Raw genomic sequence first — 16350 nt, 5'->3', positions numbered from 1 at the left:
ACCGACGATCACGGGGTGGTGCAGGCGTCGAGCGCCTCGGCGACCCCGGACGTCACGAGCAGGCCGTCGAGGGCGCGCTGCTGCACGAAGCCGCCGGCACGCAGTCCGTCGAGCCAGTTCAGCAGCCCGGTGTAGTGACCGACCGGGTCGAGCAGGACGACCGGCTTGGCATGCATGCCCAGATAGCCCGCCGTCCAGGTCTCGAACATCTCCTCGAGGGTGCCGATCCCACCCGGCAGGGTGATGAAGGCGTCGGCCCGGTCCTCCATGATCTGCTTGCGCTGACGCATCGTGTCGGTGACGATCAGCTCGTCGGCGTCGGTGTCGGCGACCTCCCTGTGCACCAACGCCTTCGGGATGACGCCGATGGTCCAGCCGCCGGCGTCGCGCGCCGCCCTGGCCACAGCACCCATCATCGAGACGTTGCCGCCGCCCGAGACCAACCGCAGACCACGTCGGCCGATCTCGAAACCCAGATCCGCCGCGAGGTCGAGGTACGAGTCGTCGACGGGCCCGGATGCGCAGTACACGCAGATGGTGCGCACCGGAGAGCTCACCACTCCTCCTCGGTGCCCATCAGCTCGGCGGCGTCGACGCCGTGCTGCGACTCGACGACGATGCGCACGGCCTCGTCGACGCTGTCCGTCACATGCAGCAGTTCGACATCACCCTCGGAGATCTTGCCGCTCTCCACCAGCGTCGACTTGATCCACTCGAGCAGGCCGGACCAGTACTGGGTGCCGAACAACACGATGGGGAACCGGGTGACCTTGCGGGTCTGCACGAGGGTCAGCGCCTCGAACAGCTCGTCGAGGGTGCCGAACCCGCCCGGCAGGCAGATGAAGGCCTGCGAGTACTTCACGAACATGGTCTTGCGGGCGAAGAAGTAGCGGAAGTTGATGCCGAGGTCGACCCACTCGTTGAGACCCTGCTCGAACGGCAGCTCGATACCGAGCCCGATCGAGTACCCGCCCGATTCGCTCGCTCCACGATTCGCGGCCTCCATCACGCCGGGGCCACCTCCGGTGATGACGGCGTACCCGGCCTCGGCCAACGCTGCGCCGAGCTCGCGGCCGGCGATGTACTCGGGGTGGTCCGAAGCCGTTCGCGCGGAGCCGAACACGGTCACGGCGCGTGGCACCTCCGCGAGCGCCCCGAAGCCCTCGACGAACTCGCTCTGGATCCGCAGTACCCGCCAGGGGTCGGTGTGCACCCAGTCGGTCGGCCCGCGCTGATCGAGCAGTCGCTGATCGGTGGTACTCGTGCCCGCCTTGCGATCACGTCGCAGCAGGATCGGTCCGCGGTGCTTGACCGAGGCGCTGCCCCGCTTCGAGGTGTTCTGCTTCGCGGCCCGGCCGGGCGTCTTGTCGGGTGCCATGCGAGCAAGGCTATCCCGACGTGGGTGACCCATTTCACTGGGTAAACGCCAAGGCAAGCGATTGCAATGTAGTTTAGCCTTCGCTAACTTCTTGTTCGCGGCGGCAACGACCTGTCCCGCCCTCCCCGGGTGCCCGAGCCACCCGGTCGAGATTCCTTGTGAGGGGATTGAATTGAGTGTGAAGATCGTGTCCGCGACGCGCGGCGCCCACCGCGCCCGCGCAACGTGTTTCAGTGCAAGCGTCGCCACCGCCGCGGCGGTGGCAATCGGCCTGATGTCGACCGGCGTGGCGCACGCCGACACCTTCGTGCCGCTGCCCGACGGACAGAAGGCCGGACCGGGAACCGTGATCTCCCGCACCGGCGAGAGCGCGTTGATCTCGCCGTCGCTGGCCGCCAACGGCGCCGGCCGCGTCGCGTGGGTCTCGGGCACGGTCACCGCCGACGTCACCGGCGTCTCGGGCGAGGGTGAGGCCGGGCCGTGGAACGGTTCGACCAACGACAAGGGCACCAACAACTCCTCCACGCACGGCGTCTCGCGGATCAGCACCGGCTACATCGTCGGCTGCCAGGTCGACATCACCGGCCTCGGCGGTTCCATCGGCGCCTCGATGGACCTGACCGGTCCGTCCGTTTCGGGCTCGCTGACCGTGCCGGTCTCCGCCGGTCAGGTCAAGTTCGTCGGCGTCAGCGGCAAGGACATCAAGCGCAACGGCAAGTACTCGGTGCAGTACCAGGACACCCAGCTCGAGATCCAGAACTGCGGCGGCTACGCCCAGGCACGCGCCTACACCGTCGTCGAGATCGTCGGCAACGACTACTCCAAGACCACCCTGTACGGCCAGCCCTTCAGCATCGGCTGACGGTTCTCAATCCATATCCGAGGGGAATCATGAACTCCAGCAACACCGGCCTGCGTCGCGGGCTGCAGATCTCCGCCGTCGGCGCGGCCACCGCCATCGCCCTCGGCTTCATGTCCGCGGGCGCCGCGAACGCCGACACCTTCGTCCCGCTCCCCGGCGGCACCATCACCAAGACCCTCGCCGACGGCACCGTCGTCACCATCACCCGCACCGGCGAAACCGCCACGATCTCGCCGTCGATGGGCGCGACCCCGCTGCACCGCAACGTGTGGGTCTCCGGCCGGATCGGCGCCGAGGTCACCGGGCCGAACGCCAAGGGCGGCAGCATCACCGCGGGCTACGTGGTGGCCTGCCAGCTGACCCTCGGCGGCAAGGGCGGCACCGATGCCGGAATGTCCTCGGGCTGGGAGGGCGAGGCCGTCAAACAGACCGCCAAGGGCTCCGGCACGGTCAGCATCGGACCCGGCCAGGCCAAGAACATCCGACTCCTGGACCTGGAGAAGGAAGACAGCTACGGCAACGAATCCCACTCCGGCGCAAACTCTTTCAAGGGCAGGTCCGGCTCGGTTACCTACGCCGACTCCACCATCGGTGTCGAGGGGTGCGCCGGCTACGCACAGGCCCGCTCCTACGCCACCGTCTCCGTGAGCACCGACAACATCACCAGCAGCACGACGCTGTGGGGACAGCCGTTCAGCATCGGCTAGTCGCTCGCCGGCGACTTCGGCCCCACCCCGACCGCCGGGGTGGGGCCGATCCCGTTGCGGTCAGGTGCTCAGGTAGCCGCGCAGCACCCGGGTGACGTCGGTGATCTGCGAGGTCGGCACGTGCTCGTCGCGCTTGTGCGCGAGGTTCGGGTCGCCGGGGCCGTAGTTGACGGCCGGGATGCCCAGCGCGGAAAACCGCGAGACATCGGTCCAGCCGTACTTCGCGCGGAACTGTCCGCCCGCCGCGCGGATCAGCGCGGCGGCGGCGGGTGCACCGAGACCCGGCAGCGCCCCGGCCGAACTGTCCGTCACCTCGAAGCCGAGGCCGAGGCCGTCCACCACCTCCCGGACGTGCGCGATCGCCTGGTCCACGCTGCGATCGGGCGCGAACCGGAAGTTCACGTCCATCTCGGCGGCGTCGGGCACCACGTTCCCCGCCACTCCCCCGGCGATGCGCACCGCCGACAGTCCCTCGCGGTAGACGCAACCGTCGATGTCCACCGAGCGCGCGTGGTAGTCGGACAACCGCTGCAGCAGCGGGGCAAACTTGTGGATCGCGTTGTCCCCCAGCCAGGATCGCGCCGAATGGGCACGCGTGCCGGAGGTCGACAGCCGCACGCGCAGGGTGCCCTGGCAGCCGGCCTCGATGAACCCGCCGGACGGTTCCCCGAGCACCGCGACGTCGGCGCGCAGCCACTCGGGTAGCTCGCGCTCGATGCGCCCGAGACCGTTGTGCACGGCCGCGATCTCCTCGCAGTCGTAGAACACCAGCGTCAGGTCGTGCGCTAGTTCCTCGATCGTCGCGGCCAGGTGCAGGAACACCGCGTCGCCGGATTTCATGTCGACTGTCCCGCAGCCGTGCAGCAACTCGCCCTGATCGGGGTCGACGGTGCGGCGGCTGGGTACGTTGTCGGCGATGGGCACGGTGTCCAGGTGGCCGGCCAGCATCACCCGGCTCGGCAGCCCGAGGTCGGTGCGCGCGAGCACCGCGTTGCCGTGACGGACCACCTCGAAACCGATCGTCTGCTCGCGCAGCGCCACCTCGACGGCATCGGCGATCAGTGCCTCGTCCTGGGAGACGCTCGGAATGTCGACCAGGGCGGCGGTCAGCTCGATGGGATCGGCGTGCAGGTCCAGGCGCGGCAGAGTCACGGTCCCAGGGTAGGCGGCTTCGCCGCCCGTGCGTGGTCAGCGGGTCCAGGGACTCGTCAAGCGCGCACGAGCGCGTAGCGCCTAGATTTCATAGATGTCGCCGTCGAACCCGGCCCGGAACAGCCGACCGGCGGAGAACCCGGTGCCGCCGTTGCCGACGGCCAGCACGCTCGACCCCGGCAGCCCGCCGGCGAGGGCGCAGTACCGGTTCGGCCCGTCCACCCGCAGGATCTCGCCGCTGACGTCGGTGGGCACGATCGGGCGGCCCGCCGCGTCGAGCACCAACCCGTCCGGCGCGGCGAACACGTCGGCGCCGCCGAAGTCGACCAGCGACTCGGGCGCCGCCGGGTTCGCGAGCGGGATCCGGCTCACGCCGGGGTTGGCGAAGGTCCGGGAGACGTACAGGTAGCGGTCGTCGCCGCTGAGCGCCGCACCGTTGGCGCTGGGCAGCACCGCCCAGTCCGGCTGCACGACCCCGTTCGGCAGCACCCGCCCGACCAGCGACGCGAGGTCGTTGGTGGCGTAGACGGTGCCGTCGCGGGTCACCGCGAGGCCGTTCGCCGCCGAGAGGCCGGACGCGAACGGGTGCACCGCACCGGTTCCGACGTCGACCTTGACGATGCCCGCGGGCCGCGCGACATCGCCGACGAGCACCCGGGCGTCGCCGTAGCCGACCAGCAAACCGCCGTCCGGGGCGAAGGCCAGGCCACCGCCCATCGGGCCGGGCACGGTCGCGATGGGGACCGCCGGTGCGCCGGGCCGGTCGATCCGCAGCACCCGATTGCTGCGCAGGTCCGTGAGGTAGAGCCGGCCCGCACCGTCGACGGCGGCGCCCTCGATCGCGGCGCCCGGCGCCCGGCCGACCAGCACGGGCGCCCGGCCCGCGCCGGGGCAGAGCGGCGCGGCACCGGCCTGCGGCGCCGACAGCAGCGCGACGGCCGCGGCCACCGCGACGCCGACCGATGCGATCTTGACCGAGCGAACGAATCTCATCCCACGCATGCGTCCCCACATCCATCCGGCCGGTACGACGGTCTCCGCCCACAGCCTTCCACGGGATGCGCTCGGGTGACGGCTCAATTACTCCTGCCGGTATCCTGACTGCCCGTGAGCACTCAGGGAGCATCGGCAGTCGGTATCGCAAACGTGACCACGGGCGGGGTCGTCCTCGACACCTGGTACCCGGAGCCCACGCTGGGCGGACACCCGCAGGCCGGCACCGCCGTGCTCGAGGGCTCGGACATCCCGGCCGAGCTGGCCGCGCTGGTCGGCGACGACGAGGCGCGCGGCGTCCGCACCGTCGCGGTGCGCACCACGATCGCCGATCTGGCCGCCGCGCCGGTCGACGCGCACGACGCCTACCTGCGCCTGCACCTGATCTCACACCGCCTCGTGCAGCCGCACGGCGCCAACCTCGACGGCGTCTTCGGCCTGCTCGCCAACGTGGTGTGGACCAACTTCGGGCCCTGCGCGGTCGACGGCTTCGAGGTGGTCCGCGCGAAGCTGCGCGCCCGCGGCCAGGTCACCGTCTACGGCATCGACAAGTTCCCGCGCCTGGTCGACTACGTGGTCCCCTCCGGCGTCCGGATCGCCGACGCGGACCGGGTCCGGCTCGGCGCGCACCTGGCCAGCGGCACCACGGTCATGCACGAGGGCTTCGTGAACTTCAACGCCGGCACCCTCGGCAACTCGATGGTCGAGGGCCGCATCTCCGCGGGCGTCGTCGTCGACGACGGATCCGATGTCGGCGGCGGCGCCTCGATCATGGGCACGCTCTCCGGCGGCGGCAAGGAGGTCATCTCGGTGGGCAAGCGCTGCCTGCTGGGCGCCAACTCCGGTCTCGGCATCTCGCTCGGCGACGACTGCGTGGTCGAGGCCGGCCTGTACATCACCTCCGGCACGAAGGTCACCGGCCCGGACGGCACGGTGATCAAGGCCAAGGAACTCAACGGCCAGTCCAACATCCTGTTCCGCCGCAACTCGGTGTCCGGGGCGGTCGAGGTGACGCCGTGGAAGGGCACCGGCGTCGAGCTCAACGCCGCGCTGCACAAGAACGACTGACGATGACGACGAGCGACCCGGCGAAGGACATGGTCGAGGCCCTCCCCGAAGAGGGCGACACCTCACACCTCGGTCACGGGCTCAAGGTCCGCCATCTGACGATGATGGGCCTCGGCTCCGCGATCGGCGCCGGGTTGTTCCTCGGCACCGGCGTCGGGATCGCGAAGGCCGGTCCGGCCGTGCTGATCTCGTACATCATCGCCGGCATCATCGTGGTCTTCGTGATGCGGATGCTCGGCGAGATGGGCGCCGCGATCCCGGCCAGCGGCTCGTTCAGCCACTACGCCCGCATCGGCATCGGCGAGTGGGCCGGCTTCACGATGGGCTGGCTGTACTGGTTCATGCTGATCATGGTGCTCGGCGCCGAGATCACCGGCGCCTCCGCGATCGTGCACGGGTGGCTGCCCGGCGTGCCGCAGTGGGTGGTGGCGCTGGTCTTCGTCACCTTCTTCGCGGTGGTGAACCTGGCCAAGGTGAGCAACTTCGGCGAGTTCGAGTTCTGGTTCGCCGCAATCAAGGTCGCGGTCATCGTCGCCTTCCTGGTGATCGGCGTGCTGCTGGTGTTCGGGCTGCTGCCCGACACCGACCCGGTCGGATTCACCAACCTGCTGGGCCAGGGCGGCTTCATGCCGAACGGCTTCGCGGGCATCGCCGCGGGCCTGCTCGTGGTGGCGTTCGCGTTCGGCGGCATCGAGATCGTGACGATCGCCGCCGCCGAGTCGAAGGACCCCGAGCACTCCATCGCCACGGCCGTGCGCAGCGTGGTGTGGCGGATCAGCGTGTTCTACATCGGCTCGATCGCGATCATGGTGCTGGTGCTGCCCTGGAATTCGCCGCAGCTGCAGAGCGGCCCGTTCGTAGCGGTCCTGAACCAGGCGCACATCTCCTATGTGGCCGGTTTCATGGAACTGGTGGTCGTGGTGGCGCTGCTGTCGGCCTTCAACGCCAACGTCTACGGCACCTCCCGGATGGCCTACTCGCTCGCGCGTCGCGGCGACGGTCCGGCGCTGCTGGCCGGCCTGTCCAAGACCGGGGTACCGACCAACGCGGTGCTGCTCTCGGTGTTCTTCGGCTTCGTCAGCGTGCTGCTGAACTGGCTGCTGCCGGACTCGCTGCTGTCGATCCTGCTCAACGCGGTCGGCGCCGCACTGCTGGTGATCTGGATCTTCATCGTGGTCTCGCAGCTGCGGCTGCGACCGCGGCTGGAGGCCGAGGGCAAGCTCAGCCTCCGGATGTGGGGCTTCCCCTACCTGAGCTGGTTCACCCTGGCCGCGCTCGGCGGCCTGATCCTGCTGATGCTGACCGACGCCGACGCCCGCAACCAGCTGATCTCCACGGCCGTGCTGTTCGCGGTGATCGCCGGTCTGTCGGTGCTCAACGCGCGCCGTCTCCGCGCGGACGCCTAGCGCGGCCGTCCGGCCGAGATACCGGACGGAACCGCGTGCGGCCCGAACTCCGGGCCGCACGCGCCTGATCCCGCTCAGCGCGCGGTGAAGCCCCCATCGATCGACAGCGCTGCGCCGGTGACGAACGATGCCTCGTCGCTCAGCAGGAACGCGACGAACGGCGCGATCTCCTCCGGCCGGGCGACGCGGTTCACCGGGTGCAGGGCGCCGATCTGCGCCATCGCCTCGTCGGTGGGTGCCATGGATGCGCGGGAGAGCGGCGTGTCGACCCCGCCGGTGGTGATGGCGTTGACCCGGACTCCCCGCTCGGCGACCTCCAGCGCGACGGCCCGCGTCAGTCCCACGACCGCGTGCTTCGCGGCAACATAGGGCGCGACCTCGGGCAGCGCGACGACCCCCAGGTTCGACGCGTTGTTGACGACGGCCCCGCGGGTCTCGAGGACGGCGGGAATCTGGTGCTTGAGGCAGTTGAAGACGCTGGTGACGTTCTGCGAGATCTCCGCGTCCCAGGCGGCCCCGTCGATCCCGGACACCGGGCCGGACGCGTTGACGCCGCCCGCGTTGTTGAATGCCCCGTCCAGCCGGCCGAATTCGGCGACCGCGGCGGTGACCAGCGCCGCGGCGTCCGCCTCCACCGACACGTCCGCGGGCACGAAGATCGCGGTGCCGCCCGCGGCGCGGATGCTCGCGACAGCCTCCTCACCGACGTCCCTGCGGCGGGCACCGAGCACGACCGCGGCGCCCTCCGCCGTGAGCCTGCGAGCGGCCGCGAGGCCGATGCCGGAGGTGCCGCCGGTGACGATGAAGACCTTGGAGTCGAGGCGCGAAGACATGATGAGTCCTTTCGGGAGATCTGCTGAGAATGGCGCGATGTTCGCCTGAATCAGACTGCGGAATCCCGGGACTCGGTGCTGGCGGGAATCGGACGACGCGTTTTCGACCGAGCCCGGTCGGCGTCGGCACCCGTGACGCTCATCCTGCACCTGGTGCCAGAAATCGCCCCGTGGCGGCCCGTCACGCCGTAATGTCGGCGCGACCTACGTCCGTCATCGAACAGCAGGAGACCTTCGTGAGCTTCATCCTCGTCGAGCGGCCGCGCGAGAACGTGGCCCTGGTGACCCTCAACCGCCCCGAGCGGATGAACGCGATGGCGTTCGACGTGATGGTCCCGCTCAAGGAATCCCTCGAGGCCATCAGCAACGACAACTCGGTGCGCGCGGTCGTCCTCACCGGCGCGGGCCACGGCTTCTGCTCGGGCGCCGACCAGGCGTCCGCGGGCAGTCCCCCGCACATCGACGGCCTGACCCGTCCGTCGATCGCGTTGCGCGCGATGGAGATCCTCGACGACGTGGTGCTGGCGATCCGCCGGATGCACCAGCCGGTGATCGCCGCGGTCAACGGCGCCGCGATCGGCGGCGGCTTCTGCCTGTCGCTGGCCGCCGACATCCGGATGGCCGCCCCGGAGGCGTACTTCCGGGCGGCAGGCATCAACAACGGACTGACCGCCAGCGAGCTCGGGCTGAGCTACCTGCTGCCCCGCGCGATCGGGTCGTCCCGCGCGTTCGAGATCATGCTGTCCGGTCGGGATGTCGATGCCGCGGAGGCGGAGCGGATCGGACTCGTCTCCCGCATCATCGACGGCCAGGACCTGCTCGAGGAGTGCTTCGACCTGGCGACGCGGATCGCGGCCTTCTCCCGGCCCGGGGTCGAGCTCACCAAGCGCACCCTGTGGTCGAGCCTGGACGCCTCCTCGATGGCCCAGCACATGAATCAGGAAGGCCTGGGGCAGTTGATGATCCGGCTGATGACCGACAACTTCGAGGAGGCCACCCTGGCCCGGCGGGAGAAGCGCGAGCCGGTGTTCCGGGACAGCAAGTAGGGGCCCACCCCGGGACCGCCCTGTCGACGGTGGGTCGCTAAGTGGTGCGCAGCTCCCGCCGGTACCGCTCCGCGAACACGCCCGCGGACACCACGAAGAAGGCCACGCCGACGAGCCAGCCGAGGGCCCACCCGACGATCAGCCCGACCACCGCGAACAGCACCACCTGCGCGTACAGCCGGGATGGATTGGTGAGCCTGCGGCGGGACGTCGGCGCCATCCACACCGACCAGATCCACGCCGCGGCGGCAGGCAACGCGATCGCCACGAGCACCCGACCGAGCAGTGAATCCATCACGGCGATCCCGGCCAGGACGAGAAGACCGAGCATCGCCAGCTCGCACAGGAACGCGGTCAGCTCGAGCGGCCCGACCTTCTCCTGCGGCCGCTCACCCACCCCGGTCACCCGCCCACCTCGGCGACCTTGATGATCAGCTTGCCGAAGTTGCGGCCGGCGAGCATCCCGTTGAAGGCGGCGGGCGCATTCTCCAGACCGTCGACGATGTCCTCGCGGTACGCGATGCGTCCCGCGTGGATCCAGCCGGACATGTCGCCGACAAAGGCCTTGAAGTCGCTCTGGACGAACTCGCTCTGAATGAACCCGCGGATCGTCAGGCTCTTCTTCAACACATCACTCATGAAGCCGGGCAACCGATCCGGGCCCGCCGGAGCGGCGGTGTCGTTGTAGTGCGAGACCAGGCCGCACACGGGGACCCGCGCGAAGTCGTTCAGCAGCGGGAACACCGCACTCCAGACCGCTCCACCCACGTTCTCGAAGTACACGTCGATGCCGTCGGGGCAGGCCGCGGCCAGTTGTTCGGCGAAGTCCGGTGCGCGATGGTCGATCGCGGCGTCGAAACCGATCTCGCGCAGATAGGCGACCTTCTCCGGCCCGCCGGCGATGCCGACCGCCCTGGCGCCCTTGATCTTCGCGATCTGCCCGACCGCCGATCCGACGGGCCCCGTCGCGGCCGCGACGACCACCGTCTCCCCCGGCTTGGGGGCACCGATGCGCAGCAGGCCGGCGTAGCCGGTGAAGCCGGGCATCCCCAGCACACCGAGCCAGCTCTGCACCGGCGCGGCGTGCGGGTCGAGCTTGCGCACGTGGTGCGCGTCGATCACCGAATGCGTCTGCCAGCCCGAGAAGGACAGCACCACATCGCCCGGGTGGAAGGCGGGGTCCTTCGAGTCGACCACCTCGCATACGGTCCCGCCGACCATGACGTCGCCGAGTTCGACCGGATCGGCGTACGACTTCGCCGCGCTCATCCGGCCCCGCATGTACGGGTCGAGGGAGAGGTAGAGGGTCTTGAGCAGCAGCTGCCCGTCGCCGGGGACCGCGGCCGGGACGGTCTCGATCCGAAAGTCGGAGGGCTGGGGTTCGCCGACGGGGCGGGACGCGAGCACGACACGGGTGTTCTCGGCTGGCATGGTCATGGTTAACGAGATTAGTCGTGTCCACCCGAAAGCAGCCGCCGATCGGGCGGCGCGCGTCGGCACGCGAGTTCGCCTGCGATGCCCTACGGTGACCGAGTGCGTGCGACACCGACCCGTCGGGCCCTCCTGCTCGGCCTGCTCGGCGGGGCGGCATCCGCGGCAACGGCCTGCGCGGACCTCGACGCCCCCGCGGTCCCGAACGCCGATCCGGCACCCCGACCCGGGCCCATCGAGGTGAAGGGCACGGCCGCGCCCGAGCCCCCGCCACTGCCGCCACCACCGCCGGACCCGGCCATCCTGATCGCACGCTACGCGGGCGCCGTCCCCCACCAATGGGGCACGGCCGTGACCGGGACCCGGACCCGGCTCGTGACGCCCGGCCCGCGGGTGACGCTCACCTTCGACGGCTGCGGCGGACCGCACGGCAGCGCGGTCGACCCCGACCTGATCACACTCCTCGAACGCGAACACCTGCCCGCCACCCTGTTCCTGAACTCCCGGTGGATCGATGCGAACCGGGAACTCACCGACCGGCTCGCCGCGAACCCACTCTTCGAACTCGCGAACCACGGCACCAGGCACCTGCCGCTCTCGGTGACCGGACGATCCGCGTACGGGATCGCCGGCACCGGGTCGGTCGCCGAGGTGGTCGAGGAGGTGATGGTCAACCACCAACGCCTGCAATCGATCACCGGAATCCCGCCTCGCTGGTTCCGGCCCGGTACCGCACACTGCGACGAGGTCGCGACCGCCATCGTCCGCGACCTCGGCGAGGAGGTCGTCGGTTTCACGGTGAACGGCGATTCCGGGGCGACGTCCACCGCCGGTCACATCCAGTCGGCTGCCGCCGGATCCGCGCCCGGCTCGATCGTCATCATGCACCTCAACCGCCCGCACGGCGCCACCGCCGAGGGCCTGGCCGCGGCGCTGCCCACGATGCGAGCGCAGGGACGTGAGTTCGTCACGCTCGGCGATGCGGGCGGGCTGGCATAGGCAGCGCCGATCGCCGGGACCTCAGCCGAGCAGGTTCTTCTGCACCTTGCCGAGAGCGTTGCGCGGCAACGAGTCCACCACCCGGACCTCACGGGGCCGCTTGTGCGCGGACAGCTCCGCGACCACGTGCTCGATCAGATCCTCGGGCGAGGGCACGTCGCCGACCACGTAGGCCACCACCCGCTGCCCGAGGTCCTCATCCGGCACGCCGATCACCGCGACCTCCCGGACCGCCGGGTGCCCGAGCAACGAGGTCTCCACCTCGCCGGCCCCGATCCGGTAGCCACCGGACTTGATCAGATCGGTCGACTCACGGCCCACGATGCGATGGAAGCCGTGCTCGTCGATCACCGCGACGTCGCCGGTCTTGAACCAGCCGTCCTCGGTCCACGATGCCGCGGTCGCGGCGGGGCGATTGAGATACCCGTCGAACAGCATCGGCCCGCGCACCTGCAGTCCGCCGATGCTCTCGCCGTCGTGCGGCACCGGGGTCCCGTCCTCGTCCACCAGCCGGGTCTCGGCGCCCGCCACCGGCAGCCCCACCCATCCCGGACGGTGCTCACCGCCGACCCGGGTGCTGAGCGTGATCATGGTCTCGCTCATGCCGTATCGCTCGATCGGTACCAGCCCGGTCAGGTCGGCCAGGTGCTCGAACACCGGCACCGGGAGCGGGGCGCTGCCGGAGACCAGCAGCCGGGCCCCGCTCAGCGCCCTGGCCGACTCCTCGTCCTCGACCACCCTCGACCAGACCGTCGGCACGCCGAAGTAGAGCGTGCCGTGTGCCTGCGCGTATGCCTCGGGCGTCGGCCGCACGGTGTGGATCAGCCTGCTGCCGATCCGCAGCGGGCCGAGCAGCCCCAGGATCAGGCCGTGCACGTGGAACAGCGGAAGGCCGTGCACCAGGGTGTCGTTCGCGGTCCACTGCCAGGCCTCCGCGAGCGCGTCGAGGCCGGCGGCGATGGCGCCCCTGCTCAGCAGCACGCCCTTCGGCGGCCCCGTGGTGCCGGAGGTGTACAGCACGAAGGCGATCGAGGACGGGGCCGGTTCGGGGTGAGAGTGCCAGTCACGGGTGTGCAACCGCACCGGCACGACCGGCAACTCGCTACCGTCAGGAGCCTGCCCGAGCCAGGCCTGGGCCCCCGAATCGGACAGCATGTGGGTCAACTCGGTCTGACCGCAGTCCGGCGGCACCGGCACGACCGTGACGCCCGCGAGCAGGCAAGCGACCACCGCGATCACCGTCGACGCGGTCGGCGTGGCGAGGACGGCGACCCGCTCGGCACCGCCGATGCGCTTGGCGAGCGCCCCGGCAGCGCCGAGGAGGTCGCTGCGCGAGAGCGTGGTGTCGCCGATCCGGACGGCGTCGGGGAGATCGTCGCCGCGAGCGACGGCGAGGGCGTCTAGAGATCGAAGCAGCACCGGCTCAGCGTCTCACACGGAGGGTTCACGAAAACGTCAACACGACGGTGCCCGGGCAGCAACCATGGAATCAACGCCGGTGCTGGACACGTCCGAGGAGGTGCCATGACCACGGTGATCGCCGTTGTGCTGGCGTTGATCGTCGCAGCCGTTCAGGCTCGCCGACATCGGACGGACACCCGACCCGCGGCCGTCGTCGACACCTACCTCGTGTGGTGGCTGGTGCTGGCGATCGGGCTGAGCTCCCTGATCGGGGCCGCCTACCACGTGTTCGACGGCCCGGCCATCGCCGAGATGATCGGGTACACCCGGGGCGACGGCGGGTTCCAGTTCGAGAACGCGATGGGTGACCTGGCGATCGGCGTCACCGGTGTCCTGTGTTTCTGGTTGCGCGGCTACTTCTGGCTCGCGGTTCTCACCGTCACCGCGATCCAGTACCTCGGGGACGCGGCGGGACATGTGTACTTCTGGATCGCCGAGGACAACACCAAGCCGGGCAACATCGGCCCGCCGCTGTGGTTCGACATCATTCTGCCTATCGTCGGGTTCACGCTCTACGCGCTGTCCTACCGGCGCGGCGGCGACGCGCGACCGGCCGGCACCCTGACTTCGAGGCCCGGGTGATGGTGTCGTTGCCCGTGTAGGCGGCCCTGCGGTGATGTGATGGCGGCATGAGCGACCACACAAACCAAGCGCGCGGTGCCGCGTCCCCGTCCGGCCGATCGGCGATCCCGGAGCCGCCACCGTCGTTCCAGGGCACGATCGGCAAGACCTACAAGGAATCGACAGCCGCGTGGCCGCAGGTCCCCACCGCGGCGGAGGGCGCGCCGAACATCGTCGTGATCCTGCTCGACGATGTCGGGTTCGGTCAGACGTCGACGTTCGGCGGTCTGATCCCGACGCCGCATCTCGACAAGCTCGCGTCCGAAGGGCTGCGGTACAACCGATTTCATACGACCGCGGTGTGCGGTCCGTCGCGCGCGGCGCTGCTGACCGGGCGCAACCACCACGACGCGGGCAACGGCTACCTCATGGAGTGGTCGACGGGGTTCCCGAGCTACACCACGATGATCCCGCGCACCACCGCCACGGTCGCCGAGGTGCTGCGCGGCAACGGCTACTCGACGTGGTGGTACGGCAAGAACCACAACACGCCGGATTGGGAGACCAGCGTCGCCGGCCCGTTCGACCGGTGGCCGACCGGCATGGGGTTCGACTACTTCTACGGCTTCAACGCCGGTGAGACGCACCAGTTCCACCCGGTGCTGTTCGAGAACACGACCCCGGTCGAGCCCGACAAGTCCCCCGAGGAGGGGTACCACCTGGTGACCGACATGACCGACCGCGCGATCTCGCGGATGCGGTACGCGAAGTCGGTCGCGCCGGACAAGCCGTTCTTCATGTACTTCGCCCCCGGCGCGATGCACGCCCCGCACCACGTCACCAAGCAGTGGCGCGACAAGTTCAAGGGCGCCTTCGACATGGGCTGGGAGAAGTACCGCGAGATCGTCTTCGAGAACCAGAAGAAGATGGGCATCATCCCGCCCGACACCGAACTCACCCCGCGCCCAGACTGGGTGCAGGAGTGGGACACGCTCAGCGACCAGCAGAAGCAGGTCTACTGCGCTCTGTTCGAGAACTACGCCGGGTACTTCGCATTCACCGACCACGAGGTCGGCCGTCTGCTCGATGCGATCAAGGACCTGCCGGACGCCGACAACACGATGATCCTCTACATCGTCGGCGACAACGGCGCATCCGCCGAGGGCGGGCCCGACGGCACGCTCGACGAGATCAAGAACCTCGGCGGCATCATGACGCCGCTCGACGAGATCATCAAGGATCTCGACAAACTCGGCGGGCCGGAGACGGAGCCGCACTACCCGATGGGCTGGGCTTGGGCCGGCAACACCCCGTTCCAGTGGGTGAAGGCCGTGGCCTCGCACCTCGGCGGATCCCGCAACCCGATGGTCGCCAGCTGGCCCGCGAAGATCGCGCACGACGAGGCCCCACGCGATCCGTTCCTGCATCTCGTCGACATCGCCCCGACGATCTACGAGGCGGCGGGGGTGACGATGCCCGACACGGTCAACGGCATCGAGCAGCTGCCGCTGGCGGGCAGGTCATTCCTCGCCAGCTTTGCGGACCCGTCGTTCCAGGGCAGGTCCGAGCAGTACTTCGAGATCATCAGCAACCGGTCGATCTACGAGGACGGCTGGAAGGCGAACGCGCAGCACACGCTGCCGTGGCGGCAGGATCTCGCCAGCGGCGACTGGGACAGCGACCGCTGGGAGCTGTACCACCTCGAGGAGGACTTCTCCGAGGCGCGGGACCTGGCCGACTCGATGCCCGACAAGCTCGAGCAGATGAAGTCCGCGTTCGACGCGGCCGCCGAGAAGTACCACGTGTACCCGCTCGACGACCGCGGCGTCGCCCGGGCGATCCTCCCCAAGCCGTCGGCGCCCGGCGCGGACCCGAAGGCGACCTCGTTCACCTTCTACGCGGGCGCGACCCGGCTCCCGGAGACCGCGGCCCCCTCGATGAAGAACCGCAGCTGGACGCTCACCGCGCACATCCGAGCCGACGGCGCCGCGACGAATGGTGTCGTCATGGCAATCGGCGGGGTGGCGGGCGGCATGTCGCTGTACCTGAAGGACGGCGTGCCGACCTTCGACTACAACTACTACGGCGACCACACCACCGTGCGGGCGGCACAGCCGGTCGCGGCGGGCGACGCGGTCGTCGGCATCGAGTTCGACTACGACGGTGGCGGCATCGGCAAGGGCGCGGGCCTCACGCTGACCGTCGACGGCGTGAAGGTCGGTGAAGGCCACATGGCGGCGACGGTCTTCGCCCGCTTCGGCGTCGACACCTTCGGCATCGGCGAGGACACCGGCCAGCCCGTCACCTCGGAATACCGCACGCCGTTCCGGTTCACCGGCACCATCGACAAGGTCGACATCGAACTGGCCCCGCTGGATCTCAGCCCCGAGGACCAGCACACGGTGCACCACACCGAGATCAAGGCTGCGCAGCGCCGAGAATGACCACGACCC

At 69.8% G+C, this 16350-nt stretch carries 16 protein-coding genes; 8 read left to right on the top strand and 8 right to left on the bottom strand.

What is annotated here, in order from left to right:
• Nucleotides 1-8: 8 nt before the first annotated feature.
• Together ACFQS9_RS11890 and ACFQS9_RS11885 are read right to left on the bottom strand one after the other, a co-directional pair.
• On the bottom strand, nt 9-557 hold the full coding sequence (locus tag ACFQS9_RS11890; protein ID WP_378404792.1) for an LOG family protein: 549 nt from the start codon (nt 555-557) through the stop codon (nt 9-11).
• Complete coding sequence (locus tag ACFQS9_RS11885; RefSeq protein ID WP_378404790.1) at nt 554-1378, bottom strand: LOG family protein; 825 nt, start codon at nt 1376-1378, stop codon at nt 554-556. The genes ACFQS9_RS11890 and ACFQS9_RS11885 overlap by 4 nt, the downstream gene beginning before the upstream one ends.
• 178 nt (nt 1379-1556) lie before the next feature.
• Here ACFQS9_RS11885 and ACFQS9_RS11880 point away from each other — a divergent pair, with 178 nt between their 5' ends.
• Nucleotides 1557-2240, top strand: coding sequence for an MspA family porin (locus ACFQS9_RS11880; protein ID WP_378404934.1), 684 nt, complete (start codon nt 1557-1559; stop codon nt 2238-2240).
• Between the two features lie 29 nt (nt 2241-2269).
• On the top strand, nt 2270-2947 hold the full coding sequence (locus ACFQS9_RS11875; protein WP_378404788.1) for an MspA family porin: 678 nt from the start codon (nt 2270-2272) through the stop codon (nt 2945-2947).
• Between the two features lie 60 nt (nt 2948-3007).
• On the opposite strand, the gene dapE is transcribed toward ACFQS9_RS11875, so the two are convergent.
• Both dapE and ACFQS9_RS11865 read right to left on the bottom strand, forming a co-directional pair.
• Entirely contained in the window at nt 3008-4099 is a 1092-nt protein-coding gene (gene dapE, locus ACFQS9_RS11870; protein WP_378404786.1) for a succinyl-diaminopimelate desuccinylase, read from the bottom strand.
• A gap of 81 nt (nt 4100-4180) precedes the next feature.
• Entirely contained in the window at nt 4181-5101 is a 921-nt protein-coding gene (locus ACFQS9_RS11865; RefSeq protein WP_378404785.1) for an SMP-30/gluconolactonase/LRE family protein, read from the bottom strand.
• Nucleotides 5102-5206: 105 nt separating this feature from the next.
• Between ACFQS9_RS11865 and dapD the strand changes: the two genes are divergently transcribed.
• Nucleotides 5207-6160: a 2,3,4,5-tetrahydropyridine-2,6-dicarboxylate N-succinyltransferase gene (dapD, locus tag ACFQS9_RS11860; protein ID WP_378404783.1), complete on the top strand. Its 954-nt coding sequence runs from the start codon at nt 5207-5209 to the stop codon at nt 6158-6160.
• Between the two features lie 29 nt (nt 6161-6189).
• A complete protein-coding gene (locus ACFQS9_RS11855) occupies nt 6190-7566 on the top strand; it encodes an amino acid permease (RefSeq protein ID WP_378404932.1) in 1377 nt (458 codons plus the stop codon).
• A 74-nt stretch (nt 7567-7640) separates the two neighbouring features.
• Here ACFQS9_RS11855 and ACFQS9_RS11850 read toward each other — a convergent pair whose 3' ends face one another.
• Complete coding sequence (locus tag ACFQS9_RS11850; protein ID WP_378404781.1) at nt 7641-8399, bottom strand: SDR family NAD(P)-dependent oxidoreductase; 759 nt, start codon at nt 8397-8399, stop codon at nt 7641-7643.
• 236 nt (nt 8400-8635) lie between these two features.
• Between ACFQS9_RS11850 and ACFQS9_RS11845 the strand changes: the two genes are divergently transcribed.
• On the top strand, nt 8636-9445 hold the full coding sequence (locus ACFQS9_RS11845; RefSeq protein WP_378404779.1) for an enoyl-CoA hydratase: 810 nt from the start codon (nt 8636-8638) through the stop codon (nt 9443-9445).
• 37 nt (nt 9446-9482) lie between these two features.
• Here ACFQS9_RS11845 and ACFQS9_RS11840 read toward each other — a convergent pair whose 3' ends face one another.
• Both ACFQS9_RS11840 and ACFQS9_RS11835 read right to left on the bottom strand, forming a co-directional pair.
• A complete protein-coding gene (locus ACFQS9_RS11840; protein ID WP_378404777.1) occupies nt 9483-9851 on the bottom strand; it encodes a DUF2568 domain-containing protein in 369 nt (122 codons plus the stop codon).
• Entirely contained in the window at nt 9848-10882 is a 1035-nt protein-coding gene (locus ACFQS9_RS11835; RefSeq protein ID WP_378404775.1) for an NADP-dependent oxidoreductase, read from the bottom strand. Before ACFQS9_RS11835 ends, ACFQS9_RS11840 begins: the two co-directional genes overlap by 4 nt.
• A gap of 96 nt (nt 10883-10978) precedes the next feature.
• Here ACFQS9_RS11835 and ACFQS9_RS11830 point away from each other — a divergent pair, with 96 nt between their 5' ends.
• Nucleotides 10979-11875, top strand: coding sequence for a polysaccharide deacetylase family protein (locus ACFQS9_RS11830; protein WP_378404773.1), 897 nt, complete (start codon nt 10979-10981; stop codon nt 11873-11875).
• A gap of 21 nt (nt 11876-11896) precedes the next feature.
• Here ACFQS9_RS11830 and ACFQS9_RS11825 read toward each other — a convergent pair whose 3' ends face one another.
• The gene (locus tag ACFQS9_RS11825) at nt 11897-13294 is read right to left on the bottom strand and encodes an acyl-CoA synthetase (protein ID WP_378404770.1); all 1398 of its coding nucleotides are present in this window, start codon (nt 13292-13294) and stop codon (nt 11897-11899) included.
• 105 nt (nt 13295-13399) lie between these two features.
• On the opposite strand from ACFQS9_RS11825, the gene ACFQS9_RS11820 reads away from it, so the two are divergent.
• Complete coding sequence (locus ACFQS9_RS11820; protein ID WP_378404768.1) at nt 13400-13918, top strand: DUF6790 family protein; 519 nt, start codon at nt 13400-13402, stop codon at nt 13916-13918.
• 47 nt (nt 13919-13965) lie between these two features.
• Entirely contained in the window at nt 13966-16341 is a 2376-nt protein-coding gene (locus tag ACFQS9_RS11815; RefSeq protein ID WP_378404767.1) for an arylsulfatase, read from the top strand.
• The last annotated feature ends 9 nt before the right edge of the window (nt 16342-16350 follow it).

It is taken from the genome of Rhodococcus daqingensis, assembly GCF_042665615.1.
Classification (GTDB): domain Bacteria; phylum Actinomycetota; class Actinomycetes; order Mycobacteriales; family Mycobacteriaceae; genus Rhodococcus_G; species Rhodococcus_G daqingensis.
This window is presented reverse-complemented; position numbering and strand designations above follow the sequence as displayed.